Origin of the sequence: Clostridium niameyense (assembly GCF_001243045.1) — a bacterium.
GTDB lineage: Bacteria > Bacillota > Clostridia > Clostridiales > Clostridiaceae > Clostridium_F > Clostridium_F niameyense.
Genome location: NZ_LN849007.1, coordinates 251,024 through 276,969, shown reverse-complemented (window position 1 = coordinate 276,969; position 25,946 = coordinate 251,024). Strand labels below are relative to the sequence as shown.

Sequence of the window (25,946 nt, the reverse complement as noted above, 5' to 3'; positions counted from 1 at the left end):
TTCTAAGTCCATGCACTTCTGAAACTACAAAATTAAAGTAATTCATTCCCTCAGGTCTATTTTCTTGATTTAAATATGTAGCACCATAAAGTTCTGGTAACACTGCGCATAATTGATCATGCTTTTCTAAATTAACTCCTAAATCTGTCCAAAGTTTTCTATAATCCCCCATATACTTACCCTCCATAATTAATAATTAAATGCTTTATTTTTATTTTAACACACCTAAACAGTAGAAGTTATTTTAAAAATTTATGATTATAGTGTAGTATTATAATACTTTTTTATAGAACTTGTACTAATAATGTTAAAACTCGTTCAAAAATACTCTTCTCCTCTATAATAAAAAAGAGGTCTTATAGAATAATATTCTATAAGACCTCTTCTTTTCTATTAACCCTGTACGAAACACTTTAAAAAACTATGGTGCACCTAGCAGGATTCGAACCTGCCACCTCCGGATTCGAAGTCCGTAACTCTATCCAGCTGAGCTATAGGTGCTAAATTAATTTTAAACATAAAAATGGAGCGGGTGAAGGGAATCGAACCCTCGTAACTAGCTTGGAAGGCTAGCACTCTACCATTGAGTTACACCCGCATGTAATTAATTGGAGCGGAAGACGAGATTCGAACTCGCGACGTTCACCTTGGCAAGGTGACGCTCTACCACTGAGCCACTCCCGCATAATAAAAAAAAATATGGTGCAGATGAAGGGAGTCGAACCCCCATGCCAAAGGCGCTAGATCCTAAGTCTAGTGCGTCTGCCAATTCCGCCACATCTGCATAATTAAATTGGTGATCTACCGGGGAATCGAACCCCGGACACCATGATTAAAAGTCATGTGCTCTACCGACTGAGCTAGTAGATCATATATGGCTGGGATGGCAGGATTCGAACCTACGCATGTAGCAGTCAAAGTGCTATGCCTTACCGCTTGGCGACATCCCAACATGGGGTGAGTAAAGGGATTCGAACCCTTGACAACCAGAACCACAATCTGGCGCTCTACCAACTGAACTATACCCACCGCAAATTTTGGTGCGTCTTAAGGGAGTCGAACCCCTGGCACACGGCTTAGAAGGCCGTTGCTCTATCCAGCTGAGCTAAAGACGCATATATTGGAGCGGGTGAAGGGAATCGAACCCTCGTAACTAGCTTGGAAGGCTAGCACTCTACCATTGAGTTACACCCGCAAGTGGTCGGGGTGACAGGGCTTGAACCTGCGACCTCATGGTCCCAAACCACGCGCGCTCCCATCTGCGCCACACCCCGAAAGGTCATTTGTTTGAGTTGCTTGGAAGAACTTGTTTCTTGCAACTCTCAACGACATAAACTATTCTACACGATATATTCATATTCGTCAATACTTTTTTTAATTTTTTTTTATTTTTTTATAATTTTTATTTTATTCTTTTGATAATTGGCTTAATTTGGCCATTTTCTATAGTTATAATTCCTATACTTTTCCCACCATCTCGTGGTAAAGAAACACTTCCAGGATTTATAAACCATATATTATCCATAAATTCTATCTGTGATACATGGGTATGACCAAACAAAACTACATCTGCTTCAACTTCTAAAGCCTTATATCTTAGATTTGCTAAACTATATTTAACATTATACTTGTGTCCATGAGTTATGAGAAATCTTTTTCCCTCTATTTCTTCTACCAATTCTAAGGGAGCACTTAAATTAAAATCACAATTTCCTCTAACATTTATTATTTTTCCATCATAATATTTGTATATACTTTTTACATCCTCTACATTATCACCTAAATGTATAATTACATCTACATTCCCAAGTTCCTCTAATAGAAAATTTATATCATATATATATCTATGAGTATCACTTATCACTCCTATTCTCAAAACTAATTCCCCCTATTTTTCTACATACTTCTCTATTTCCCTTTGTAATTTACTTAATGCATTAGCTCTATGACTTATTGCATTTTTTAATTCTGATTCCATTTGAGCAAATGTTTTATTATATTTTGGTACATAAAACAATGGATCATATCCAAATCCATTTTCCCCTTTTTCTTCATCTATAATAACACCATTTATTTCTCCTTGAACCTTTATTATTTCTTCATCATTAATTATAAAAACTACTGCAGAAACAAATTTTGCATTTTTATTTTTTTCATCTTTTAAAAGACTTAATAATTTTTCATTATTTTTTTTATAGTTACCATGCTCTCCTGCAAATCTAGCAGAATATATTCCTGGAGCACCGCCTAATGCATCTACCATAAGACCTGAATCGTCTGCTATTATCATGCATTTCGGCATAAGTTTATGTATAGTATCTGCTTTTTTAAAAGCATTCTCCATAAATGTCTTTCCGTTTTCTTCTATGTCTACCTCTATTCCAGCTTCCTTCATAGACATAACTTCCATATTATATTTTATTAATATTTCTTTTATCTCTCTTATCTTATGTGAATTATTGCTGGCTACTATAACTTTTTTATTCATATATTTTACCCCTTTCCTTTAAGTAAAAAATATTTAGTTTTAATATCAATATTTATTACATACATATCATATTATAATATAAGAATTAATTTATGGTAGGTGTATTTTTTTGAAATATATAGGTCCTTTTTTAAGAATAAATACATTAAAAGCTGAAGACATATATTCCCAAATAAATTTCTTAGCTAAAGAATCTTTAAATCACATAGTACTTAACTCAAAATGTGGAATATGTATTCCCTTTAAAGAACTAAAATTAAAAAATAAAGATCAATCAAATTTTGATCAATTTCAATCTAAATTTCCACTACTTTGTATATATAAAAAAGCAAATCCTAAATTAATCACTTCTAATGATAAATTAACGTGGAACGAAGATAAATTTAAAAAAGAAGTAAATATATTAGGTAATAGCTTAATGACATTAAGTCTATTAGAATTAATTGAATATTATAAACAATTTAAAGATAAAAATAAAAATTTATATTCATATTCTAAATTATACAGCAAACTATGTAAAAAACAATTAGAATTCTTTGCAACTTACTTAAGAAATGAAGAAGGTATTTTTGTAGATAAAGCTGATACATCTGACTCTATAATAGGAAAAATAAATTTCAAAGAAAAAAATAAAAAATTCAATTATGGAAATCAAGCTTTATTAATGGCAGCTTACTATGGTACTTCTTTATTGGATGATGACGAGTACAGTTCAAACTACGAAACTTTCTCATTGGATATACTTAATATGTTCTTAGAATTTAAAAATGAACTCTATACTCTTTCATTAGATGAAATTTCTAGAACATGCTTAGGCTTAAACATATTTTATAAATACTCTAAAAATGAAGAAAGTAAAATGCTCTTACTAGATTTATCTGAATTTTTGCTTGAAAAATATAAAGAATTAAATAACTTATATAAAGGTGATAATATAGAAATATCTTGTTTAACTTACCTTAACTTTATGTTCCTTTATAAAAACATAGGTATTTTAAAATTTAAGCAACAAGCAAATAGTATATATGAAAATCTCTTAAATTTGTATAATAATGATTTAAATATCTTCTTAAAAGAAAGTGATGATAAAGAAATTAAATTTACTTGTGCTGAATTAATGTTATACTTATTAATTTTACTTATTAATTATAAAAATGCAGATGAGAAGAACAAAACTACATTAATTGAATATTATAAAAATCAGTTAATTGATTGTGGAATAATATTAAGTTGGCCTGAAGCTCCAAGTTTAAGCAGTCCAGAAAGATATAAAAACTACTCATTGAAATCTGAAGATTTACTTGAAGAACAATGCTTTAGAATGGCTTCTGTTCCATCTCCTGATAGTATTGAAATAGCTCCCGTATTCGGCAAATATGTAACCTTTAATAAAAAGAAACAAAAATATACTAAATGTAGAGTTTCTTTTGATAGCAATAAAAATATGCTTATTTTATTCTTAATATTATATTTAAAAAATCTCTAATTATATGAAAGACCTTATTTTAAATTTTTATTATATCAAAAATTTAATCCCATCTAATGCCAATCATTAGATGGGATTAAATTATATATAAAATTTTTATTTTTACATATAATAAATTTATTGGTATAGTACAAGCATTGGTAATAAAATACTTTTTTATAAGGAGGAATAATGTATATGACTATAGCTTGTTCTGAAAAATGTAAACATAATAAAGATGGGAGATGTATTTTAAATTATATCGATTCCTTTTTAAGTATTCACAACTGTGATGCGCACTGTGCTTATTTTATACCTAAAAATATAGAAAAAATTAAAAAAGCTCCCGAAAAATTATAGTAAACTAATTTAAAGGAGCTTTATAAGAATTTTTTATAATTACATTATCAAAATTATTTATATATATATCTTTAACCCTACTTTTTTTACATAATACCATATCAAAAAAAGCAATAGGTATTATGTAATTATCTTTTAATAATAAATTTTGTGCTTTAATTATTAGTTGTTGTCTCTTCCATTCATTTTCTTCTTTATCTATAGAATCTAAAATATCATTATATTCTTTATTATAATCACCTCTCCAATTTTGTAAAAACCCTATTTCTCCATTGTATGAACCTTTATAAGGTATTAATGCTAAATCATAATCTCCATTTTTAAGTGCATTTTTTAATTTTACTTCATCATCATATCCTTGAAAATCTATATTTATATTTAAATTTTTCTTTACATTTTGAACCAAATCATCACTAATATTTTTAAACATACAATTATTTAACGATATTACCTTTATAGTATTTTCAGATTTATTCCATTTGCTCTTATTAAAATATTCTTTAGCTTTATTAATATTTTTATTTTCATAAAAACAGTTTAAATTATTATTTTTATAGATATAATTTGGTATATACGCTTTTGCTGGTGTAGCCGTATCACACAAAATGTCCTTACATATATGACCTCTATCTATACAATAACTTATAGATGCTCTTAAATCTTCATCTATATCATTACGGTTTTTATTAAAAATCATAGCAGCTCCTTGTAATGTCTCTCTCTTTTTTATTAAATTTTCAGAAGTTAAACTCTCTATCTCGGAAATAGGGGGATTAATAAAGGCATCTATTTGAGATGTTTTCAAGGCAGCTAAAGAATTTTCACTTCCCTTTATAGCTGTTAATACTATCTTGTCACTTTTTATCTTTTGCTTATCCCAATATTGGTTGTTTTTCTTAAGCACTATTTTATCATCACTCATACTATCTATAATAAATGCTCCAGTATAAATTAAATCTTTATAATGATTTTTATAATCCTTAATATTCATATCTATTTTTCTTAATTTATACTGTGGTTTAGCTAATAATTTTAAAAAATAAGGACATTTACTATTTAACCTTATTTCTAAAGTTTCATTATCTAATTCTCTTATAGCTAAACCTTCTAAATTACCTTTATACCTATAATCTCGTGCACCATAGATACAATCTAATTCATTATTTTTAATATCATAATCTCTTCTATATATTAATATATCTTTAAAAAATTCAACAAAATCACTAGCGGTTATTTTTTTACCATTGCTCCAATATATATTATTTTTTAAATGAAATCTATAACTTATGCCATCATCGCTTATTTCCCACTTTTCTGCTAGTTCAGGTACAATATTATTTTCCTTGTCTAATGTAACTAATCCATCAAATAAACATATTAATAAGTCCTCTTCCCTTTCATTTTTATTATGTAACATAATTAAATCTTTAGGTATAGTTTCTATATTATATATTAAATAATTTCTATCCTTATTATAGGAATTAACCTTTTTATTTTTTTCTACGCATCCACCAAAAAGAACCATTAAAAACATTAAAAAAATACATAAAATTCTTTTCATATTTTCCCCCCTAATTAGAATAATTTAATTTCTAATTTACATATTTAAATTATTACCCTCCAAACGAAAAATAAACCAATCTAACATAATTTTATAAAACTTTAATATATTATTAATCATATTTTAATTATAAAAAACTACTAATGTATATTCTACATTAGTAGCTTTTTAATTTTATTTATTATAATTTACTTACTTCTTCATTTACTAATTTATTTACTATTTGTGGATTCGCTTTACCTTTTGTTTCTTTCATTACAAGTCCTATAAGGAACCCTACTGCTCTTTTCTTACCATTTTTATAATCTTCTATGGATTTAGGATTAGCTTCGATTACTTTTTTTACAACTTCAAGTATAGCACCTTCATCATTATTTTGTACCAATCCTTTTTCTTCCACTATGTCTCTAGGACTTTTTCCTGTTTTGAACATTTCAGTTATAACTTTTTTACCTATATTATTAGATATAGTACCTTTATTTATTAACTTTATTAATTCTGCTAACTGAGAAGGAGTAAATTTTAAATCTGTAACTTCCATAGCTTTTTCATTCATAAGTCTAGATATATCTCCCATTAACCAGTTAGATGCAGCCTTAGGATCTTCACTTTCTATAGCTGTTCTTTCATAGAAATTAGCCATATCCATAGTTAAGGTTAATACACTAGCATCATATTTTGGTATAGCAAATTCTTGAACAAATCTTTCAGCTTTTTCGTGTGGCAATTCTGGAATAGTACTTCTAACTTCTTCTATCCACTCATCAGAAATATTTAAAGTAACAAGATCTCCTTCTGGAAAATATCTATAATCATTTGCATGTTCCTTACTTCTCATAGATATAGTAACACCATTGGTTTCATCCCATCTTCTAGTTTCTTGTTCAAGTTTTTCTCCATTTTGAACTGCCTCTATATGTCTTTTATATTCATATTCAAAAGCTTTTTCTAAAGCTTTAAATGAGTTCATATTTTTTATTTCAGATCTTACTCCAAATTCTTCTGAACCTTTAGGTCTTACAGATATATTACCATCACATCTTAAAGAACCTTGCTCCATTTTGCAATCAGATACTTCTATAGAAGATAAAATACTCTTTAATTTTTCTAAGTATTTTGTTGCTTCTTCTGGAGTTCTTATATCTGGTTTTGATACTACTTCTATTAAAGGAACACCTGCTCTGTTATAATCTACTAAAGTTCCCGCATTAGTATGAAGAAGCTTTCCTGCATCTTCTTCTATATGTATCCTCTCAATACCAATTCTTTTCTTTTCTCCACTTTCTAATTCTATTTCTATATATCCATCATAACATAGTGGAAGCTCATCTTGAGTAATTTGGTAATTCTTTGGACAATCTGGATAATAATAATTTTTTCTATCCATTCTACAAAGTTTGTTTATAGAACAATTTAAAGCTAATCCTGCTTTTATTCCATAATCCACAACTCTTTTATTTAATTGAGGTAATGCTCCTGGCAATCCTAGGCATATTGGACAAACATGAGTATTTGGCTGTCCTCCAAACTCCGTACTGCATCCACAATATATCTTAGTTTTAGTAGAAAGTTCTGAGTGAACTTCTAATCCAATAACTGCTTCAAACTCCATCTACACTTTTCACTCCTTTTAATTTCTAGTTATTTTTAAATTTCCGCTATCATTTTGTGCCAATCTGTTGATTGTTCATAACTATATGCTAAGTTAAATAGGACATCTTCCTTGAAATAATCTCCTATAATTTGAAGACCCACTGGAAGTCCATCTACCATACCACATGGTAAAGATATAGCTGGCACTCCTGCTACACTTACTGGTACTGTATATATATCTGAAAGATACATAGCCATTACATCATCTTTTTTTTCATTTATTTTAAATGCTGTAGTTGGTGAAGTTGGACAAACCATAGCATCGAATTCCTTAAATACTCTTTGGAAATCATTTTTAATAAGATTTCTAACTTTTAATGCCTTTTTATAGTAAGCATCATAATATCCCGCTGATAACACATAAGTTCCTAGCATTATTCTTCTCTTAACTTCATCACCAAAACCTTGACTTCTAGATTTTAAATATATATCATTAGAATCTGCAAATTCTTTTGCTCTATATCCATATCTTATTCCATCAAATCTAGCTAAATTTGAAGAAGCCTCAGCACTAGATATTATGTAATATGCAGCTAAAGCATAATCAGCTAAAGGTAGTGAGCATTCTTTTACTTCTGCACCATTAGCTTCCAAAACCTTTATAGCTTCTTCTACTGCAGACCTTACATTTTCATCTAATCCTTCTTTAAAGAATTCGCTTGGAATTCCTATTTTCTTACCTTTTATATCTTTAGTTAAACTTTTTGAGTAATCTGGAACTTTTATATTTGCTGTAGTAAAATCTTTATGATCCAATCCTGCTAAACAATTAGTTAATAAAGCACAATCTTCTACATCTCTTCCCATAGGTCCAACTTGATCTAATGTAGAACCAAAAGCAACTACTCCACTTCTTGATATTCTTCCATAAGTAGGTTTTAAACCTACTACACCACAAAATGAAGCTGGTTGTCTTACAGAACCACCTGTATCTGTTCCTATAGATAATGGAGATTCAAGACCTGCAACTGATACTGCTGAACCACCTGAAGATCCACCTGGTACCCTATTTATATCCCATGGATTTCTTGATAATTTCAATGCACTGTTTTCTGTAGAAGATCCCATTGCAAATTCATCCATGTTTAACTTTCCAATTATTATACCTTCTTCTTCTTTTATTCTTTGAGTTACATGAGCATCATAAGGAGATGTATAACCTTGTAATATTTTTGAAGCACAAGTATTTTGCATTCCTTTAACATTTATATTATCTTTTACACCTACAGGTATGCCTGTTAACCCTTTTAGAGTTGCACCCTTTTCTAAATTTTTATCTATTTCTTTTGCCTTATTTAAAGCCTCTTCTTCCGCTACATATAAATATGCACCTAACTTATCATCTACAGACTTTATTCTATCTAAAAAAGCTTTTGTAATTTCTTCTGCTTTTATTTCTTTATTTTTTAAAAGTTCTTTAAGTTCATGTGCTGTAAGCTTAGTTACATCCATTTTCTTTCCTCCTTTTTCAGAAATTAAATTTTATTAGTCTATAACTTTAGGAACTATTATATATTCTTCTAAATGATCTGGTGAATTTTCTATAACATCATTTAATTTCATAGATTCTTGAACTTCATCTTCTCTATACTTATTTTCAATATAATATGGATTTACTATTATATCTACATCGTTAGTATCTAACTCATCTAACTTTTCCATATAAGTTAATATTTTGTTCAAATCATCTACAAATTCTTCTTTTTGTTCTTCATTAAACTCTAGTTTTGCAAGTTCTGCTACATATTCTACATCTTTCTTTGAAACTGACATTTTATCCCTCACTTCCTTATACATATATATTTAAAAATAATAACATATTTTTCTTTAAGTCTAACATTTTTATTTTACCACAAATATTATGTTTTTACATTCCAAAATGAAAGCTGCCTGTAAAATAAAGGCAGCTTTCATATATTATATAGCATTTTCCAATTCTTCATTTTTTATAACTGTTTTTTGTGATATTTCCTTCTTTTTAAATATCCTATCTATCATTATAGCAATAGCTCCATCACCACAGACATTTGTAGCTGTTCCAAAACTATCTTGCGCAAAATGTATTGCTATCATTAATCCTTGTTGTGCTGGATTGAATGCAAGCATATCCTTTAGTAGTCCTAATGTAGCATAAACTCCTCCCCCCGGTATTCCAGGTGCTGCTACCATTGTTACTCCTAGCATAAATATATAAGGTATCATTATAGCTGCTGTAGGAGTTTGACCTGACATAAACATTATTCCCATAGCTCCTAATACTAATGTTATTGTATCACCAGCTAAATGTATAGTAGCACATAGTGGTATTACAAAATCTACTATATCATCAGATAAATTATTTTTTCTAGCACACTCAAGATTAACTGGTATAGCTGCTGCAGATGATTGAGTTCCTAAAGCCATCATATATCCAGGTATCATATTTTTTATTGATTTAACCGGATTTTTTCTTGTAAGTAAATAAGATGTTAAATATTGAAATAAAATATATACAATTTGAAGAGGTATTATAATTAAATATACTGCTGAGAAAGTTTTTAAAGTTTGAAATATCTCTCCTGATGCTGTTAATTTAGCAAATATACCAGCTATATGAATAGGTACTAGTGGTATAATTACGTTTCTAATTATAATCTCTACTACATCTTTAAAATCTTTTGTTATCTCAAATAAATTTTTACCCTTTATATAAGGCATACAAATTCCTAATATAAATGCAATAACTAAGGCTGACATTACTCCCATTATAGGTTGAATTTCTATTTTGAAAAGCGGTTCTAAATAAACTTTAGATTTAGCTATACTTCCTGCATTTTTTATAACACTTGGTAATATAGATTTTCCTAATAAAAATGCTGCAATTCCAGATATTATTGTAGATACATAAGCAAATATAACAGTAATTCCTAATAATTTTCCTGAACCCTTACCAAGTTCTGCAATACCTGGAGCTACAAATCCAACTATTATAAGTGGTATGCAAAAGTTAAGAAATCCACCAAATAATCCGGTAAACGTAGTTAGCACTCTCACTACATGATACATTTCCAATGTCTTTGATATAAAACCTATTAATATTCCACATATGATTCCTAATATAAGTCTGCCTAAAAGTCCTATTTTTTTCATTACTATCCCCCCGATTTTGGTGTCCACATTTTGCGTACACATGTTTATTTTTTGAGTACAAAACTATAATAACACCCTCTATTTCTATTGTCAATAATTTTTTGTATTTATTTTAAAAACAATTGTATTTTATATTAAATACAAAAATAAAAAAACTGGCAATAACTTGCCAGTTTAATATACCTGCATATATATAAAAAAAATATTTGCAATTGCAAAAAGAATGCATAGAATAGAATAAAATTTATTTTTTAAACCCCTCTTACTCTCTAACATTTTGGCGGACCAAATTATCATTGTAAAAAATATACACCACTGAAGTGTATAGTAGGTATCAAAATACTTTATATAGGTAAACTGATATATTGTAAGCAATGTACATATTAAAACTACTGTAGTTAAAACAACCATAATCCACCCTAATGCATTTATAGTTTTTTTCATAATTATCCTCTCCACTAATACATTATAGTATTATATACGTTTATAGACCAATTACATAATATACTTTTTTTAATTTATTGTAAACCTATATTTATATAATTAATATTATCTCATCATAGTTTTAAATTCCTCTTCACTTATGACTCTTACACCTAACTCTAATGCCTTATTATATTTAGAACCAGGATTTTCTCCTACTAATACATAATCGGTTTTTTTACTTACACTACTTGATATTTTTGCACCCAATGATGTTAATTTTTCTTTTATTTCCGTTCTACTATAGGAACTTAAAGTTCCCGTAACCACTACAGTTTTTCCAGTGAAAGTATTTTCTTCTACCTTTATTTCTTCATAAATTGGGGTTACTCCTAAATTTAAGAGTTCATTTATATTTTCTATTATTTTATCGTCATTAAAAAATTCGAATATGCTTTTAGCTACTATTTCTCCTACATCTGGGACTTCCATTAACTCTTCCAATGTAGATTTTTGTATACTTTCTAATGTTTTAAATTTCTTAACTAAATCATTAGAAGTCTTTTTTCCTACATTGGGAATACCCAATGAATATATAAAAGATGCAAGATCACAATTTTTACTATTATTTATTGCATTAATTAAGTTCTGTGATTTTTTTTCACCAAACTTTTCTAGATTTAATAATTCATCTTTCTTTATTTTATATAAATCTGATATAGACTTTATGTCTAATTTTTCAAAAAGTTGCTCAGCCGTCTTTTCACTAAATCCTGCAATATTCATAGCTTCTCTACTAGCAAAATGAACTATACTTTTTACCATTTGAGGTTTACAAGATAATGAATTCTCACAGTAGTAATGAACTCCATTTTGAATAAGCTTACTAGAACAATAAGGACATACTTCAGGAGGATTTATACTCTTACTACCTTCTAAACTGTCTTCAACTACTCCCATAATTTCTGGAATAACATCATTAGACCTTCTTACAAATACGTTACATCCTATTCTTACATTTTTTCTTTCTATATCATCCATATTATTTAATGTAGCCCTTTTAACTGTGACCCCACCCAATTCTACTGGTTCTAGTATGGCTGTAGGTGTAACTCTTCCACTTCTACCTACATTCCACTCTACATCTAAAAGTTTGGTTGTAACTTCTTTTGCTTCAAATTTATAAGCTATAGCCCACTTAGGAAACTTTACAGTATATCCTAATATATCTCTAGTTTTCATATCATTTACTACAATTACTATACCGTCTATTTCATAGTTTAAATCATCTCTTATATCTTCAATATATTCTATTTCTTTTTTTATATCACTTATTCCATTACATATTTTAATGTAATTATCTTGTGGTAATCCCATAACATTTATAAATTCCATCATTTCTACATAAGTTTTAAATTCTTTTCCCTCATTATACCCTACGTCATAGAAAAAAGCTGATAAATTTCTTTTTGCAGTTTCCACTACATTCAAGTTCCTAAGAGCACCTGCTGCTCCATTTCTTAAATTTTTCAGAGGAACATCTGCATTATTATTATATTCTTCAAAGGCTTCCTTTGTCATTATAGCTTCCCCATGAACTTCTATCACGCTATTGTTATTTATTTTAAGCGGTATAGATTTAATAGTTTTAGTTTGAGATGTTATGTCCTCCCCCACTTCTCCAGTTCCACGGGTTGCCCCTTTAATTAATACACCCTTTTCATTATAAGTACAATTTATAGTAAGACCATCAAATTTTTTCGTTACTACATATTCAATGGGTGGTAACTTATCCTCGTGTTCTAAATTATATTGATCTACTGCTTTTATATTCCTGTTATGCCAATCTATTATTTCTTCTATACTTTTAGCTTTATCTAAGCTCCACAATTTACCTTTATGAGTATACTTTTTAAATTCCTTTAAAACTATATCACCAACTCTTTGTGTTGGTGAATAAGACAACACTATTCCTGTTTCTTTTTCAAGCTTTGCTAATTCATCATATTTTAAATCATATTCCTTATCTGAAACAGTAGGATTATCTAAAGTATAATATTCATAAGAATATTTATTTAATAAACTAATTAATTCTTCCATTTGTTTAACTTTATTTTCTTCCATAGTCTTATTACCTCCTATGCTATTTCAATAGGCGCCATACTTAACATTAAATTTTTTATTCCCATGCGATCAAAAGCTATAGTTAATTTTACATCATTTCCTGATTGAGCTGTAGTAATTATAGTTCCCACTCCAAATTCTTTATGTTTAATTTTTGTTCCTACCTTAACCAAAGATTTATCTAAATCATTTTTGGGTTGGTTTTTAACAGGAGCTGTACTTCCTGAAAATCTACTTTTATAATTATTAAAATTATTAGTCATCATAGAATTTTTATTACTTTTCATAGCCATATTCATTTCTTCTATTAGTTCTTTAGAAATTTCAGTTATAAAATCTGATATAGGATAACATACAGTTCTACCAAAAACTTTTCTCATTTGGGCCGATGTTATATACAATTGCTCTTTTGCTCTAGTTATAGCTACATAACATAATCTTCTTGATTCCTCCATTTCTTTAGGATCATTTAAAGACTTACTTCCTGGGAAAATACCATTTTCCATACCAACCATAAATACTACTGGAAATTCTAATCCTTTCGCACTATGTACAGTCATTAAAGCTACACTATCAGAATTCTCATCATAATTATCAATATCTGTAACTAATGCTACCTTTTCTAAAAATGCACCTAATGACTTATCCTCTGATTCTCTTTCAAAATCCATAGCTGCTGAAACTAATTCTTGTAAATTTTCTACTCTACTTATATCATCTGCATTCTTGGAGTTTTTAAGCCCCTTCAAATATCCTGTTTCCTCCAAAACCTCTTTTATTAAATTTGAAACAGGTACTTCATCTTTCTTTCTTATAAAACTATTTAATAAACTTACGAATTTTCTTATAGAAGATAAAGTTCTAGCCGACAAATCTAAAACTTGATCTGCATCCAGTAATACACTATATAGACATTCATCCATTTCATTTGCAAAATTTTGTACCTTACCTACTGTAGTATCTCCTATACTTCTTTTAGGTACATTTATTATTCTTCTAAGACTTATGTCATCCAAAGGATTATTTATAAGTTTTAAATAAGCCATTATATCTTTTATTTCTTTTCTGTCATAGAACTTTAAACCACCTATTAATCTATATGGTATATCTCTTTTCATAAATACATCCTCTAGTATACGAGATTGAGCATTAGTTCTATATAAAATGGCAAAATCTTTGTAACTTATGTTTTCTTTAATCAAATTTTTAATTTGGGTTGCAACAAAAACTGCTTCATCCATATCAGAATAAGCTCTATAGGTTTTAATTTTATTTCCATCTTCCGCCTGTGTTTTTAAAGCCTTACTTTTTCTTTGACAATTATTTTTAATTACGGAATTAGCAGCCTTTAATATATTGGCTTTAGATCTATAGTTTTGCTCTAATTTTATAATTTTAGCTTCTTTATAGTCTTTTTCAAAATCTAATATGTTGCTTATATCAGCACCTCTCCATTCATATATACACTGATCATCATCTCCAACAACACAAATATTTCTATGAGAAGCGGCTAAAAGTCTTACAAGTTCATATTGAACCTTATTTGTGTCTTGATACTCATCTACCATAATGTATTGAAACTTTCTTCTATAGAATTCTAAAACATCTTGGTTGTTTTTAAACAATTCTACAGTTTTATATATTAAATCATCAAAATCTAAAGCATTACTATTCCTAAGTTTCTTCTGATATAGCTCATATACATTAGCAATCTTTTCTTTTCTATAATTTCCTTCAGATATTCTTTTAAACTCTTTAGGGGAAATCATGTTATCTTTTTGACTACTTATAACATTTATTATTTCTCTATCAGTTATTCCATCTTTATCCTTGTCGCTAATCTTTAATTCTTCCATACATTGTTTTATTAAAGTTTTTTGATCATAAGTATCATATATAGTAAAGTTCTTATCATATCCTAATTTATCTATTTCTCTTCTTAATATTCTTACACAACTAGAATGGAATGTAGATACCCACATGCCTTCTACTAAATCTCCAATTAATCTTTTAATTCTTTCTTTCATTTCAGAGGCTGCTTTATTAGTAAAAGTTATAGCTAATATTTTAGAAGGATATATATTTAAATCTTCTATCATATGAGCAATTCTATATGTTAAAACTCTTGTTTTTCCTGAACCTGCCCCTGCTAATATTAACAAAGGACCTTTAACTGTAGTTACCGCTTCAAATTGCTCTCTATTTAATTCCTTCTTTAAATCCATGTAACCAACTCCTTAGTTATTACTCTCTTAATCTTTTAATATTATAACATTATACTATTAACTTAAACATTAAAAAATAATTGAAAAATTAAAAGTGTTAGGAAACACACTAACACTCTTAAACTTAAACTATTTAAAATATTTATTTATCTTCTAACCTATCTAAAATTATGTTATAGCCTCCGCTACCATAATTAAGACATCTATTAACCCTACTAATTGTAGCTGTACTTGCCCCTGTAGCTGATGCTATTTCTAAGTATGTATTCTTTTTTCTAAGCATTTTTGCTACTTGAAGTCTTTGTTCTAATGCCTTTACTTCATTAATAGTACATATATCTTCAAAAAATCTATAACACTCTTCTTTTGTCTTTAAACTTAACACTGCTTCATATAAAGAGTCCATCTCCTCAGTTTGTAACTTAGATTTATATTCTTCCATATGACTCAACTCCTTACATCTCTCTTTGTTTTCTACTTTAATCTTATCATGTATTAAAACATTAATCTATAAAATTACTAAATAAAAAACAAAACAGCCTATTGGGGTATAGGCTGTTCATCATAAATAAAAAGGGGGCTATTTATTCTTTTTACTTATCCTTGCACATATAATTATAATAAAACAAATAACTATTTGCAATACTTTTTGCAAATGTTTATTATGAATTTTTTTTAAATGATGGCTTAATATTCATTATATTAATATAATTTTTAAAACTTATATATCTTTTAATAACTTTATTTCATTGTCTGTAAGTTCCCTATACTCTCCTTCTTCTAGGTTTTTATCCAATTTAAGTGGCCCAAATTCCTCCCTTTTAAGATAAACAACATTTTTACCAACACTTTTAAACATCCTTTTTACTTGATGAAATTTACCTTCATGTATAGTAACTTTAACTTCTGATCTTTCATTTTCTGCTTGAATTATTTCTAATTTTGCAGGAAAACATTCATATCCATCATCTAATATAATTCCCTTTTTAAATTTTTTAATATCATTTTCATCTACTAAACCATCTATTTGAGCATAATATATTTTATCCACATGCCACTTAGGAGAAGTTAATCTATGATTTAACTCCCCATCATTAGTTATTAAAAGCAACCCTACTGTATCTTTATCTAATCTTCCTATGGGAAAAGGATTAAACACTATATGTTCTTCCTCTAACAAATCTATAACAGTTTCATCATAATTATCATAAGTTGCAGAAATAACTCCTTGAGGTTTATTCATCATCAAATATATGTATTTTCTATAATTTATCTTTTCACCAAAAACCAATATATCTTGTTTTTCTGGATCTACTTGCATACCATTATCTTTGGTTATGCTTCCATTTACTTGAACTTCTCCTTTTTTAATTAAAGATTTAACTTCTTTTCTAGTACCATAACCTAAATTAGCTAATACCCTATCTAATCTCTCCATTAAACTCCTCCTAAAATTCACTACACTATTATTTTTACAATAATCTATGGATTTATTAGTTGAATACTTAAATTATATATAATAAGAGCTTATTATACAAACATTGTAACTTGTAAAGTAAGTAAAAATAAACAATCTAAAACTGGGAAATTATCATCAAATTCACTATAACACACTTTAGAAAATGAATTATGATTACTAATTCCCCAGTTTTTATATGCTTTTCAAGTATATTTGTCAGTATTTTATTTACTTTCCATAATTTTTCATTATATTTTTTACATAATGTCTTGTTTCACTAGGTAATCTACTTATATCGGAGTCGTTTTTTACACCTCTCCACTTTAATGTTCCAGGACCTGCATTATATGCTGCTAAAGCTAATTTTGTATTTCCATATATATTTAGCATATTTTTTAAATATTTAGTTCCACCATCTATATTTTGTTCTATATCAAAAGGATCTGAAACCCCAACTTCTCTTGCAGTACCTGGCATAAGTTGCATAAGACCTTTCGCTCCTGCGTGGGATACACAATTAGGATTAAAATCTGATTCTTGCTTTATAACTGCTTTTATTAGATTTCTATCTATTCCATATTTTCTTGCAGCTTTTTCTACAGCATTTTCTATGGTCATATTTCCACTCTTTATTTGTGACTTTATATTATTCATATCTAATTTGACTTTTTCTAATTTTTCTCCTGCTCCATAACCAAGATTTTTTAAATCTGAATCTAAAAACCCTAAGAAACCTTCATTAGGATTATTACCTACATTATCTTCCATAGCTTTTAATAAACTTTCTAAAACTAATTGAAAAGAGTTAGAGTTCTTGAAGGCCTCTTTTAGTATTTGTCCCATAAATTGCATCTGTAAAACTTGTTGCGCCATAACTTCATTATTATTTATCTTCATAAATTCACCACCATTTTAAAATAGCTATTATTATATTTATCGTATAGTTTATAGATTATTTATACTTTAAATCTTAATATATCATAATCCTCATAAGCACATTTACAATAAGTACTTTTAGATAGAGCCAATATCTCATATTTCCCTTTATTAAAAGGCATAAATGTATAATAATTTTTTCTACTATAGTCTTGCACTAATTGCCACTCATCTTTATTCATTAAATAAAACTGATACAACACTCCTTGACCACCTTCACTTTCTACTGTAAAGGTTACAGTTTCATTAATTTTTATATCTGTATCATTTATTTTTATTTTTGTATTGGTTATAGGCATAGCTTCTCTTACGTTTATATTTATTTCTTTCTTTGAGTCAAAATCCCTATCACTATTTTTATTTTTAGCTAAGATTTCTATATTATAGACTCCACTACATTTAGTCACATACATAAAGCTTTTATCTGATATAAAATCCGTTTCCTCTACTCTTTGATTATTTATATTCAAAATATATTTCACTAAATTTTCTTTAGAATTCTCAGTAATAACTTTTATTAAAATTTCATCTCCTACTATATAGCTTTCCTTAATGGGATATAGAACATAATCTATATTTGCAGGTATATAACTATAACTATTAATATAAGTTATAAAATGAGAATCATATTCCCTTGAAGAATACCTATGTTTTGCTAATACTTCTATTTCATAAACGCCAATTTCATCTGGGAAAAACTTGGTCCAATTACAGCTTCCATATTCTATTCTCTCTTTTTCTATACCATTTTTTCTTACGATAAAACTGTATCTTGCATTATCCATGCCATCAGACATAACCCTAATTATTACTTCTTGTCCTTTTACTACATTATTTCCTTTATCCAAAATAACTTTTTCTATTGTTATAGGTTCTTTATTAAAATTTTCTTCTATATTATAGTCTATATAAGATATATCTTCATACTCTTCCTCACTTGATACATCCTTAACTGATGCCTCTATTTTATATTTTCCCTTTAACATAGGGTTCCATAAATATGTTGAACTTCTTGTATATCCTGAATTTTCTGAATGCTTTCCTTCTATTTTAAATCTATATAAAAGTTCTTGTCCACCTTCTGCGTTTATTTTTAATTCTATAGGTGTTTCACACATTTGAGGCGAATTTAAATTTGCTGTAAATTTTCTTATAACTACATCTTTGTAAGGCTTAACAACAAATTTTAAAACAGCTCTATCATCAAATTCATTTTGAGAATAAATATCTTTTACCAAACAAAGTAACTTATATTCACCACTTTTATTTTCTTTGTAGCACACCATATTCTTACTAGAATAATTTTGTATACACTCACATTCTCCTTGAGGATTTATCTTTATAAACTTATACAGTATATTTCTTTCTTCTGAATATACAGCCTCTACATTAAAAATTAGTTCTTCATTACATATAATATCATTTGTTAAACATTTGAAATCTACTATTTCTATATTATCTATAGAATTAACTTTATATACTGCTGTAGCAAAATCATCATACTCACTAGTAGAATTCAAACTTTTGCACTCTACTAATAATTCTTGAATACCAGATTTTTTTACTGTAAAAGAGACAATATTCTCCGTACAGTAATCTTTTAACATACTCCAATTAGAATCCTCTCTTATCCAATATCTAAACATTAAAGGAAATTTAGTACTCTCTACCACTACTTCTAACTTTTCTCCTAAATTTAAATCATCTTTATTTAAATATACATTTTTTATAAGCTTTTCATCATTTTCACCTATTATATAATCACATTTAGCTATAGCGTTAAAAGGTTTACTTTCTCCCTTATATTTAGCTTGTACCATTATAATATATTTACCATCTTCCTTAGGATGCCACTTATAAATATTACTGTCGGTAAATTGCCTTACTGTATTCCATATACTATCCTTACCTATTATAAACTTATAAACAATTTTTCTATCACATTCCATATTAGCTATTATATTTATAACACTATCCTTTTCTTGAGGACTCTCTTTATCAAAAACAATATTTAATTCTTCCATATTCTCTCATCCCCTGCTTAAATTATACTACATTTCTATTATACTATAATTCCATAATTTGTCATAGAATTTTATTCTATTTATAATATTATACTTCATGGGAAAACTTATATTAAAGGAGGTACTTAAAATGGAAAAAAAATTTAGTAATTATGATGCTGACTATGTATATAAAAAGGACACTATAACTTATGGTAAATCTTATAAAGGATATCCAATTCTAGAAAGAACCGTAAATGGATTATTATTTCCTGAAGGACCTCAAGACAATTTAGAATTTAAAGATATGAAATAATTATAGAAGAACTGATGATTAATTCATCAGTTCTTCTATAATTTTTATAAGATTTCCTTCTAATCTCTTATCATCTTCTAAGCTTCTTTTTTTATGTTTAGAAGTTTTTAATCCCGCTCTTCTGAGTTTAGAATTTATATGTCTTTCTAGTAACATTTGCTCTATATTACTATCATTGTATACTTTGCCCTTAGGACTTATAGCTCTAGCCTTTTTTCCAAGCACCATAGCAGCTACTCCATAATCCTGAGTTATAACTATATCTTCCTTCTTACATTCATTAGCTATAACCATATCTACACTTTGAAATCCATGATCTACATATTTTATCATTGCATAATCACTTTTTAGAATATGGTTAATATCACAAAATATAATTAATGAAAGCTTATATTTTATAGCAACCTTTTCTATTATACTTCTAGCTGGACATCCATCTCCATCCACTAATATTCTCATATATTATTTTAATCTTTCCTCTAACTCAGACTTCATATCTTCATAACCAGGTTTTCCTAAAAGTGCAAACATATTTTTCTTATAAGCTTCTACTCCTGGCTGATTAAATGGGTTTACTCCTAATAAATATCCACTTAATCCGCAAGCTTTTTCAAAGAAATAAACTAATTGACCAAAATAATAATCAGTTAATTCTGGTACATTTAAAATCATAACTGGAACTCCCCCATCATGATGAGCTAAAACAGTTCCTCTTAAAGCTTGATTATTTACAAAATCCATATCTTTCCCTGCTAAGAAATTCAGTCCATCCAAATTATCTTTATCTTTTTGTAAGATAATTGATTTTCTTGGTTTCTCTACATTTATAAATGTTTCAAATAAATTTCTTAGTCCATCTTGAATGTATTGTCCCATAGAATGCAAATCTGTTGAAAAATCTGCTGCTGCTGGGAATATTCCTTTTCCATCTTTTCCTTCACTTTCCCCGTATAATTGCTTCCACCATTCTCCAAAATAATGTAAACATGGCTCAAAATTAACTAACATTTCTGTAGTTTTTCCTTTTCTATATAAAGCATTTCTAACTGCTGCATATTTATAAGCATCATTATTTTCTAAATCAGGTGATGAATAGGCTTCTCTAGCGTCTGCAGCACCCTTCATAACCTCATCTATATCAACACCTGATGCTGCTATAGGTAATAATCCCACAGGTGTTAGAACTGAAAATCTTCCACCTACGCTATCTGGTATTACAAAAGTTTCATAACCTTCTTCATTAGCTAAAGTTCTTAGTGCTCCTTTTTCCTTATCTGTAGTTGCAAATATTCTTTCCTTTGCACCTTCTTTTCCATATTTTTTTTCTAATAGTTCCTTAAATATTCTGAACGCAATAGCTGGTTCTGTTGTAGTTCCTGATTTTGATATAACATTTACAGATATATCCTTTCCATCTACTAATTCTAATAAATCGGCCATATATGTTGAACTTATATTATTACCTACAAAATACACTTCCGTAGACTTTCTTTTATCCTTTGATAAATTGTTATAAAAAGTATGTGAAAGCATTTCTATAGCTGCTCTAGCTCCTAAATAAGATCCTCCTATACCTATAACTATAAGTACATCTGAATTATCTCTTATTTTTTTAGCAGCATTTTTTATTCTTTTAAACTCATCTTTATCATAATTTACCGGAAGATCAATCCATCCCAAAAAATCATTTCCTGCACCTGTTTTTCCATGAAGATTATTATGCAATTGTTCTACTACAGATTTTACATAATCCAATTCTCCTTTATTAAAATAAGGTTTTGTATTAGTTAAATCTAATGTTAATGACATATGCTCAGTACCTCCAATTGTTTATTAAACTATATATATGTTGTATAATTTTATGCTATTTTATTATTTAAAATACAAAAAGCTGTCGATATATTACCAACAGCTTAATCTTGCTTATTAATTATTTTCTGAAACCTCTGTTGTTTCTTTGTTGTTTTCTAGCCTTTCTACATTCAGGGCATCTCTTTGGTTCATTTTCAAAACCCTTTTCTTTGTAGAATTCTTGTTCTCCTACTGTAAATACAAATTCTTTTCCACAGTCTTCACATACTAATTGCTTATCTTCCATTATTAAATGATCCTCCTTTTATTTGGGATTTAACCAGTTTTAAAGAATATTATTCCCAAACAAAAGGGATATGATACTCCAAGATTACTAGTTAAAATCTCTATTAAATATAACTATAATTTATTATATCATAAAATAAATTACTATACAATATATATTTACTCCAAGTTATACCACCGTACATGTACTATTTTTAACTAGTGGTTGGAGTATTTTACTTATTACATCAAATAAGCATTCTTTCATTTCTCCTATAGAGTATGGTTCTCCTAAAATTATAGAGCTATAACAAACTGTACTTGTAAGTTCTATTATCATAAATAGTCTTTTTTCAAATTCTTTTTCGTCAACATCACCTTTAATTAATGCCTCATTAAATGCAGTTCTAATATTTTCTATATCTACCGTTTGAGTAGAACTAGTTAATGCTTTTCTGAATATTCCCCATGAAAGATTTTTATGTATTAATCTAAGAAGTCTCTTATTATCCTTTAAGTACTCTATTATATAATCTGTAAAACATAAAACTGATTCTATAAAATCATCTTTTTCCTTAGACATGGTATATTCTAAAGCTTCCTTTATTATGGATAAACTTTTCTTTATTATTATTCTGTCTATAATATCATATTTGTTTTTAAAATATAAATAAAATGTACCCTTAGCAACCCCAGCTTTTTTTACTATGTCATCTATAGAAGTATCATTTATACCCTTAGATATAAAAAGTTCGTAGGCAGCGTCAAATAATCTTTTTTCTTTTAATAATTTCTTTTCTAAAAATCTACTACCCTTCTTAATCTTACTACTACCAGATGACTTTGCCTTAGTTTTTAAAACCATACTAAATCCTCCTAAGTATATATTGACTTAAAGTCATTCTTAATTTAATTATATTACATTTTTCATTTCTAGCAATACAAATATTAATTTTATTGTTATAGAATTAATAAAATATGGAATTTAAGTAATTATATTTACCATATGTAATAAAAGTATAACTATATTTTATTCATAACCTACAAATTTATTACAAAAGACTGCATCAAAATAATTTGTGATAATTATTTTAATACAGCCTTTTAGAATAATTTCATATTAATTTTTATAAATTTTCTATTTTATTATAAAAATTTATGTTACTTTTATTATTTTGTTCTATTGTATTAAAACTGCTATCTTTAGAAGAGTTTGAGAAAAATTCTTTAATTGATTTCCATAGTTTACTGAAAAAGCCTTGCGCTTCTTCACTAGTTAATTTTCCTTTTAATTGTTTAGTCACATCATTTAACTGACTTTTTATTTGTTTGAAATCTAAATCTAGTCCATTTATTTTATCCATTAGTTTACTTATGCTTTTAATATCTTCATCACTTAAATTCTTACCATAATTATTAGTTACATTAACAACTATTTTTTCTATTTCCTTTTCTGTTTTAGGCTTATCTTTAATAACTTCTTTTTTAACTTCATTAATTAATCCTGCTGCTTCATCTTGTCCAATCTTTTCACCTAATTTACCTGTAACTACTAATTCTTCATTAGCTGCCTTTTTCTTTTTTTCATCAATTTTTTCTCCACCCTTACTTTTTTCAAATCCCTTTAATATACCTGTAAGAGCGGCTGTACCTGATACATTAAAAGGTGCTGATACCTTTATGTTGGCATTTTCTATTCCCGCAGTAATTAAAGCATTTTTTATCATGTTTTCTGTAACCCAATATATATTATGAGTAGATACGTTTAATCCACCCTTATCTGTGGGTTCTACATAAGAACATGATATAGCTTTAGTTCCTATTTGTTTTTTAGATGCTACTCCATTTAAATATTTTTCTTCCTCAGAATTAGTAACTTCTATTACATTAGCCTCATCTTTAGTAACTTTAAAATATTTAAGCATATCATCTTTTTGTTGTTTATTTAAATCTGCACCTACCGTAACTACCTTATAGGCATCTGCATAAACTTTTTTTGTTGATATAGATATTACCATAGTAATAGCCAACATAAAAACTAATAGTCTGCTTATAATTATTTTAGATTTCATATTTTCAATCTCCTTTATCTTTTTATATAAAACTAAAAATAATATTTTAGTTCATATATATATTATAATATATATATAAATATTAAAAGTATAAATATAGTTACATATAATTTAAAGTTTAATGAATATTTTTTTCTTAGGATTTCTAGGAAACCATCCTTTTCGAACTCTTTTTTCTTGCTCAAATATTTCAAAAATACTCCATAAACATGAAAATCCCGTTACCCCTAAAACATTACTAATCATGTTACTTTTAGTAAATAATGCACAAATAATAAATATGATTCCTGCTATAAAAAAAATAGGCCAGATTTTTTTACTAAAATAATATTCCCCCTTTATAACTAAAGGATGAAATAATCCTATAATTAAAAATGTAATTAATCCTATAAAAACACCTTGAAAATTCATAATATTTCCTTCCCCTCTGGTATTTTATAATATTTTATAGATATATTATACATTAATTATATATATGTTAAATATTATTTAATATAAAAGTCCTATGCATTTGCATAGGACTTTTTAATAAATCAATTAATAATATATTATAATAGCTTTTTTACTCATATCTGCTAGGATTATTTACCTAATTGATTCTTACATTTTCCTTCTTTTTCAAATTGTTGTAGATTCATAAGAGTAGTTTCCACCATATTAGATACAGCTTCATCTGTATAGAATCCCATATGAGGTGTTATTACTACATTAGAAAAGCTCTTAAGTCTTGCTAATGTATCATCTTTCATAATTTCATTCATTTTATTGTTATGGAATACACCTTGTTCATACTCATAACTATCTAATGCTGCTCCTCCAATTTTACCTGATTTTAATCCTTCTATTAATGCATCTCCATCAATTAATGCCCCACGAGCTGCATTTATTATTAAAACTCCATCTTTCATCTTTTCTATACTTTCTTTTCCTATCATATGATAGTTTTCCTTTGTTAAAGGAGTGTGTAAAGTTATTATATCTGCTTCTTTATATACTTCATCTAAAGTTTTATATTCTATATATTCCTTAGCTTTCTCATTTTCTATAATATCATAACCTATCATCTTAGCCCCAAAACCTGAGAATGCCTTAATTACTTCAAATCCAATTCTTCCTGTACCAATAACTCCTATAGTTGCATTTCTTAATTCTGTACCTATAAGTCCAGCTAATCCAAAATTATTTAATTCAACTCTTTTTAACGCAAAAGGTATTTTTCTAGTTAAACATAATGTAATACCTATTGTTAATTCAGAAACTGAGTTTGGTGAATAAGCTGGAACATTGGCTACATTTATGCCAAATTCTTTAGCAGCTTCGAAATCTATATTATTTACCCCTGCAGATCTAGTTGCTAAGTATTTTATATTATAAAATTTTATCTTTTCTAAAGCTTCTCTATTAGCCTTACAATTTCCCAATATTGAAACCGCATCATATCCTTCAGCTAGATGAGCTACTTCTGGTCCAAAAGATTGTGGTATCATCTTTACATCATGTCCATATTTTTTTGAGAATTTTTCAAAAGAACTAACTTCGTCTGGTCTTACACAATATGCTAAAATCTTCATGAAATATACCCCCTAATTTTTATAATATTCGATCAATTCCAGAATATCATATTGTTTGTTATTTGTCAATCATTCGTTACATTTT

General features: G+C 27.7%; 24 protein-coding genes and 10 tRNA genes. 3 read left to right on the top strand and 31 right to left on the bottom strand.

The features are described from left to right. Nucleotides 1-424: 424 nt before the first annotated feature. The 12 genes from BN1711_RS02320 to BN1711_RS02265 all read right to left on the bottom strand — a co-directional run bounded on the left by BN1711_RS02320 (nt 425) and on the right by BN1711_RS02265 (nt 2,488). A tRNA-Arg gene (locus BN1711_RS02320) sits at nt 425-501 on the bottom strand. 23 nt (nt 502-524) lie between these two features. Beyond that, nucleotides 525-598 (bottom strand) — tRNA-Gly (locus BN1711_RS02315). A gap of 11 nt (nt 599-609) precedes the next feature. Further along, nucleotides 610-684: transfer RNA gene (locus BN1711_RS02310), tRNA-Gly, on the bottom strand. A 16-nt stretch (nt 685-700) separates the two neighbouring features. Next, a tRNA-Leu gene (locus BN1711_RS02305) sits at nt 701-784 on the bottom strand. 10 nt (nt 785-794) lie between these two features. Beyond that, nucleotides 795-870, bottom strand: a tRNA-Lys gene (locus BN1711_RS02300). A gap of 5 nt (nt 871-875) precedes the next feature. Beyond that, nucleotides 876-950, bottom strand: a tRNA-Gln gene (locus BN1711_RS02295). 3 nt (nt 951-953) lie between these two features. Then, nucleotides 954-1,029, bottom strand: a tRNA-His gene (locus tag BN1711_RS02290). Nucleotides 1,030-1,038: 9 nt separating this feature from the next. Next, nucleotides 1,039-1,115: transfer RNA gene (locus tag BN1711_RS02285), tRNA-Arg, on the bottom strand. 6 nt (nt 1,116-1,121) lie between these two features. After that, nucleotides 1,122-1,195, bottom strand: a tRNA-Gly gene (locus tag BN1711_RS02280). Nucleotides 1,196-1,198: 3 nt separating this feature from the next. Then, nucleotides 1,199-1,274, bottom strand: a tRNA-Pro gene (locus BN1711_RS02275). Nucleotides 1,275-1,402: 128 nt separating this feature from the next. Then, complete coding sequence (locus BN1711_RS02270) at nt 1,403-1,876, bottom strand: metallophosphoesterase (RefSeq protein ID WP_050606585.1); 474 nt, start codon at nt 1,874-1,876, stop codon at nt 1,403-1,405. A 12-nt stretch (nt 1,877-1,888) separates the two neighbouring features. Beyond that, entirely contained in the window at nt 1,889-2,488 is a 600-nt protein-coding gene (locus BN1711_RS02265; RefSeq protein ID WP_050606584.1) for an XTP/dITP diphosphatase, read from the bottom strand. Between the two features lie 109 nt (nt 2,489-2,597). Between BN1711_RS02265 and BN1711_RS02260 the strand changes: the two genes are divergently transcribed. Then, the gene (locus BN1711_RS02260) at nt 2,598-3,974 is read left to right on the top strand and encodes a hypothetical protein (RefSeq protein WP_050606583.1); all 1,377 of its coding nucleotides are present in this window, start codon (nt 2,598-2,600) and stop codon (nt 3,972-3,974) included. 177 nt (nt 3,975-4,151) lie between these two features. After that, nucleotides 4,152-4,313 carry a hypothetical protein gene (locus BN1711_RS02255; RefSeq protein ID WP_050606582.1) on the top strand — a complete coding sequence of 54 codons (162 nt, stop codon included), beginning with the start codon at nt 4,152-4,154 and terminating at the stop codon, nt 4,311-4,313. Nucleotides 4,314-4,317: 4 nt separating this feature from the next. On the opposite strand, the gene BN1711_RS02250 is transcribed toward BN1711_RS02255, so the two are convergent. The 12 genes from BN1711_RS02250 to BN1711_RS02195 form a co-directional block, all read right to left on the bottom strand. Continuing rightward, the gene (locus tag BN1711_RS02250; protein ID WP_050606581.1) at nt 4,318-5,874 is read right to left on the bottom strand and encodes a peptide ABC transporter substrate-binding protein; all 1,557 of its coding nucleotides are present in this window, start codon (nt 5,872-5,874) and stop codon (nt 4,318-4,320) included. Nucleotides 5,875-6,055: 181 nt separating this feature from the next. Further along, entirely contained in the window at nt 6,056-7,486 is a 1,431-nt protein-coding gene (gene gatB, locus BN1711_RS02245) for an Asp-tRNA(Asn)/Glu-tRNA(Gln) amidotransferase subunit GatB (RefSeq protein ID WP_050606580.1), read from the bottom strand. Between the two features lie 35 nt (nt 7,487-7,521). After that, nucleotides 7,522-8,979, bottom strand: a complete 1,458-nt coding sequence (gatA, locus tag BN1711_RS02240; RefSeq protein ID WP_050606579.1) for an Asp-tRNA(Asn)/Glu-tRNA(Gln) amidotransferase subunit GatA — start codon at nt 8,977-8,979, stop codon at nt 7,522-7,524. A gap of 33 nt (nt 8,980-9,012) precedes the next feature. Continuing rightward, a complete protein-coding gene (gatC, locus tag BN1711_RS02235) occupies nt 9,013-9,300 on the bottom strand; it encodes an Asp-tRNA(Asn)/Glu-tRNA(Gln) amidotransferase subunit GatC (protein ID WP_050606578.1) in 288 nt (95 codons plus the stop codon). 144 nt (nt 9,301-9,444) lie between these two features. Beyond that, nucleotides 9,445-10,656 carry a dicarboxylate/amino acid:cation symporter gene (locus tag BN1711_RS02230; protein WP_050606577.1) on the bottom strand — a complete coding sequence of 404 codons (1,212 nt, stop codon included), beginning with the start codon at nt 10,654-10,656 and terminating at the stop codon, nt 9,445-9,447. Between the two features lie 174 nt (nt 10,657-10,830). Then, a complete protein-coding gene (locus BN1711_RS12890; protein WP_050606576.1) occupies nt 10,831-11,100 on the bottom strand; it encodes a hypothetical protein in 270 nt (89 codons plus the stop codon). A 105-nt stretch (nt 11,101-11,205) separates the two neighbouring features. After that, entirely contained in the window at nt 11,206-13,203 is a 1,998-nt protein-coding gene (ligA, locus tag BN1711_RS02220) for an NAD-dependent DNA ligase LigA (protein WP_050606575.1), read from the bottom strand. A 14-nt stretch (nt 13,204-13,217) separates the two neighbouring features. Next, entirely contained in the window at nt 13,218-15,428 is a 2,211-nt protein-coding gene (gene pcrA, locus BN1711_RS02215; protein ID WP_050606574.1) for a DNA helicase PcrA, read from the bottom strand. Between the two features lie 142 nt (nt 15,429-15,570). Next, on the bottom strand, nt 15,571-15,870 hold the full coding sequence (locus tag BN1711_RS02210; protein ID WP_050606573.1) for a YerC/YecD family TrpR-related protein: 300 nt from the start codon (nt 15,868-15,870) through the stop codon (nt 15,571-15,573). A gap of 279 nt (nt 15,871-16,149) precedes the next feature. Further along, the gene (locus tag BN1711_RS02205) at nt 16,150-16,866 is read right to left on the bottom strand and encodes a pseudouridine synthase (RefSeq protein ID WP_050606572.1); all 717 of its coding nucleotides are present in this window, start codon (nt 16,864-16,866) and stop codon (nt 16,150-16,152) included. 249 nt (nt 16,867-17,115) lie between these two features. Further along, a complete protein-coding gene (locus BN1711_RS02200) occupies nt 17,116-17,784 on the bottom strand; it encodes a lytic transglycosylase domain-containing protein (RefSeq protein ID WP_050606571.1) in 669 nt (222 codons plus the stop codon). Nucleotides 17,785-17,843: 59 nt separating this feature from the next. Continuing rightward, a complete protein-coding gene (locus tag BN1711_RS02195; RefSeq protein WP_050606570.1) occupies nt 17,844-19,847 on the bottom strand; it encodes a triple tyrosine motif-containing protein in 2,004 nt (667 codons plus the stop codon). 130 nt (nt 19,848-19,977) lie between these two features. Between BN1711_RS02195 and BN1711_RS12500 the strand changes: the two genes are divergently transcribed. After that, complete coding sequence (locus BN1711_RS12500) at nt 19,978-20,142, top strand: hypothetical protein (RefSeq protein ID WP_163249016.1); 165 nt, start codon at nt 19,978-19,980, stop codon at nt 20,140-20,142. A gap of 18 nt (nt 20,143-20,160) precedes the next feature. On the opposite strand, the gene BN1711_RS02190 is transcribed toward BN1711_RS12500, so the two are convergent. The 7 genes from BN1711_RS02190 to BN1711_RS02160 form a co-directional block, all read right to left on the bottom strand. After that, nucleotides 20,161-20,601, bottom strand: coding sequence for a YaiI/YqxD family protein (locus BN1711_RS02190; RefSeq protein ID WP_050606569.1), 441 nt, complete (start codon nt 20,599-20,601; stop codon nt 20,161-20,163). Between the two features lie 3 nt (nt 20,602-20,604). Then, a complete protein-coding gene (locus BN1711_RS02185) occupies nt 20,605-21,951 on the bottom strand; it encodes a glucose-6-phosphate isomerase (protein WP_050606568.1) in 1,347 nt (448 codons plus the stop codon). A gap of 121 nt (nt 21,952-22,072) precedes the next feature. After that, nucleotides 22,073-22,240 carry a zinc-ribbon domain-containing protein gene (locus tag BN1711_RS02180; protein ID WP_050606567.1) on the bottom strand — a complete coding sequence of 56 codons (168 nt, stop codon included), beginning with the start codon at nt 22,238-22,240 and terminating at the stop codon, nt 22,073-22,075. 168 nt (nt 22,241-22,408) lie between these two features. Beyond that, a complete protein-coding gene (locus tag BN1711_RS02175; protein WP_050606566.1) occupies nt 22,409-23,083 on the bottom strand; it encodes a TetR/AcrR family transcriptional regulator in 675 nt (224 codons plus the stop codon). Nucleotides 23,084-23,345: 262 nt separating this feature from the next. After that, complete coding sequence (locus tag BN1711_RS02170; protein WP_050606565.1) at nt 23,346-24,290, bottom strand: DUF1002 domain-containing protein; 945 nt, start codon at nt 24,288-24,290, stop codon at nt 23,346-23,348. Between the two features lie 111 nt (nt 24,291-24,401). Beyond that, nucleotides 24,402-24,701, bottom strand: coding sequence for a DUF4491 family protein (locus BN1711_RS02165; protein WP_050606564.1), 300 nt, complete (start codon nt 24,699-24,701; stop codon nt 24,402-24,404). A gap of 170 nt (nt 24,702-24,871) precedes the next feature. Beyond that, on the bottom strand, nt 24,872-25,861 hold the full coding sequence (locus BN1711_RS02160; protein ID WP_050606563.1) for a D-isomer specific 2-hydroxyacid dehydrogenase family protein: 990 nt from the start codon (nt 25,859-25,861) through the stop codon (nt 24,872-24,874). Nucleotides 25,862-25,946: the final 85 nt, after the last annotated feature.

Coding starts and splice junctions, on each gene's coding strand:
- BN1711_RS02160 (WP_050606563.1), bottom strand. CDS start 25,861: ATGAAGATTTTAGCATATTGTGTAAGACCAGACGAAGTTAGTTCTTTT.
- BN1711_RS02190 (WP_050606569.1), bottom strand. CDS start 20,601: ATGAGAATATTAGTGGATGGAGATGGATGTCCAGCTAGAAGTATAATA.
- BN1711_RS02180 (WP_050606567.1), bottom strand. CDS start 22,240: ATGGAAGATAAGCAATTAGTATGTGAAGACTGTGGAAAAGAATTTGTA.
- ligA (WP_050606575.1), bottom strand. CDS start 13,203: ATGGAAGAAAATAAAGTTAAACAAATGGAAGAATTAATTAGTTTATTA.
- BN1711_RS02265 (WP_050606584.1), bottom strand. CDS start 2,488: ATGAATAAAAAAGTTATAGTAGCCAGCAATAATTCACATAAGATAAGA.
- BN1711_RS02255 (WP_050606582.1), top strand. CDS start 4,152: ATGACTATAGCTTGTTCTGAAAAATGTAAACATAATAAAGATGGGAGA.
- BN1711_RS02230 (WP_050606577.1), bottom strand. CDS start 10,656: ATGAAAAAAATAGGACTTTTAGGCAGACTTATATTAGGAATCATATGT.
- pcrA (WP_050606574.1), bottom strand. CDS start 15,428: ATGGATTTAAAGAAGGAATTAAATAGAGAGCAATTTGAAGCGGTAACT.
- BN1711_RS02205 (WP_050606572.1), bottom strand. CDS start 16,866: ATGGAGAGATTAGATAGGGTATTAGCTAATTTAGGTTATGGTACTAGA.
- BN1711_RS12890 (WP_050606576.1), bottom strand. CDS start 11,100: ATGAAAAAAACTATAAATGCATTAGGGTGGATTATGGTTGTTTTAACT.
- BN1711_RS02165 (WP_050606564.1), bottom strand. CDS start 24,701: ATGAATTTTCAAGGTGTTTTTATAGGATTAATTACATTTTTAATTATA.
- BN1711_RS02175 (WP_050606566.1), bottom strand. CDS start 23,083: ATGGTTTTAAAAACTAAGGCAAAGTCATCTGGTAGTAGTAAGATTAAG.
- BN1711_RS02195 (WP_050606570.1), bottom strand. CDS start 19,847: ATGGAAGAATTAAATATTGTTTTTGATAAAGAGAGTCCTCAAGAAAAG.
- BN1711_RS02210 (WP_050606573.1), bottom strand. CDS start 15,870: ATGGAAGAATATAAATCTAAGTTACAAACTGAGGAGATGGACTCTTTA.
- gatA (WP_050606579.1), bottom strand. CDS start 8,979: ATGGATGTAACTAAGCTTACAGCACATGAACTTAAAGAACTTTTAAAA.
- BN1711_RS02185 (WP_050606568.1), bottom strand. CDS start 21,951: ATGTCATTAACATTAGATTTAACTAATACAAAACCTTATTTTAATAAA.
- gatC (WP_050606578.1), bottom strand. CDS start 9,300: ATGTCAGTTTCAAAGAAAGATGTAGAATATGTAGCAGAACTTGCAAAA.
- BN1711_RS12500 (WP_163249016.1), top strand. CDS start 19,978: ATGGAAAAAAAATTTAGTAATTATGATGCTGACTATGTATATAAAAAG.
- BN1711_RS02250 (WP_050606581.1), bottom strand. CDS start 5,874: ATGAAAAGAATTTTATGTATTTTTTTAATGTTTTTAATGGTTCTTTTT.
- BN1711_RS02170 (WP_050606565.1), bottom strand. CDS start 24,290: ATGAAATCTAAAATAATTATAAGCAGACTATTAGTTTTTATGTTGGCT.
- gatB (WP_050606580.1), bottom strand. CDS start 7,486: ATGGAGTTTGAAGCAGTTATTGGATTAGAAGTTCACTCAGAACTTTCT.
- BN1711_RS02200 (WP_050606571.1), bottom strand. CDS start 17,784: ATGAAGATAAATAATAATGAAGTTATGGCGCAACAAGTTTTACAGATG.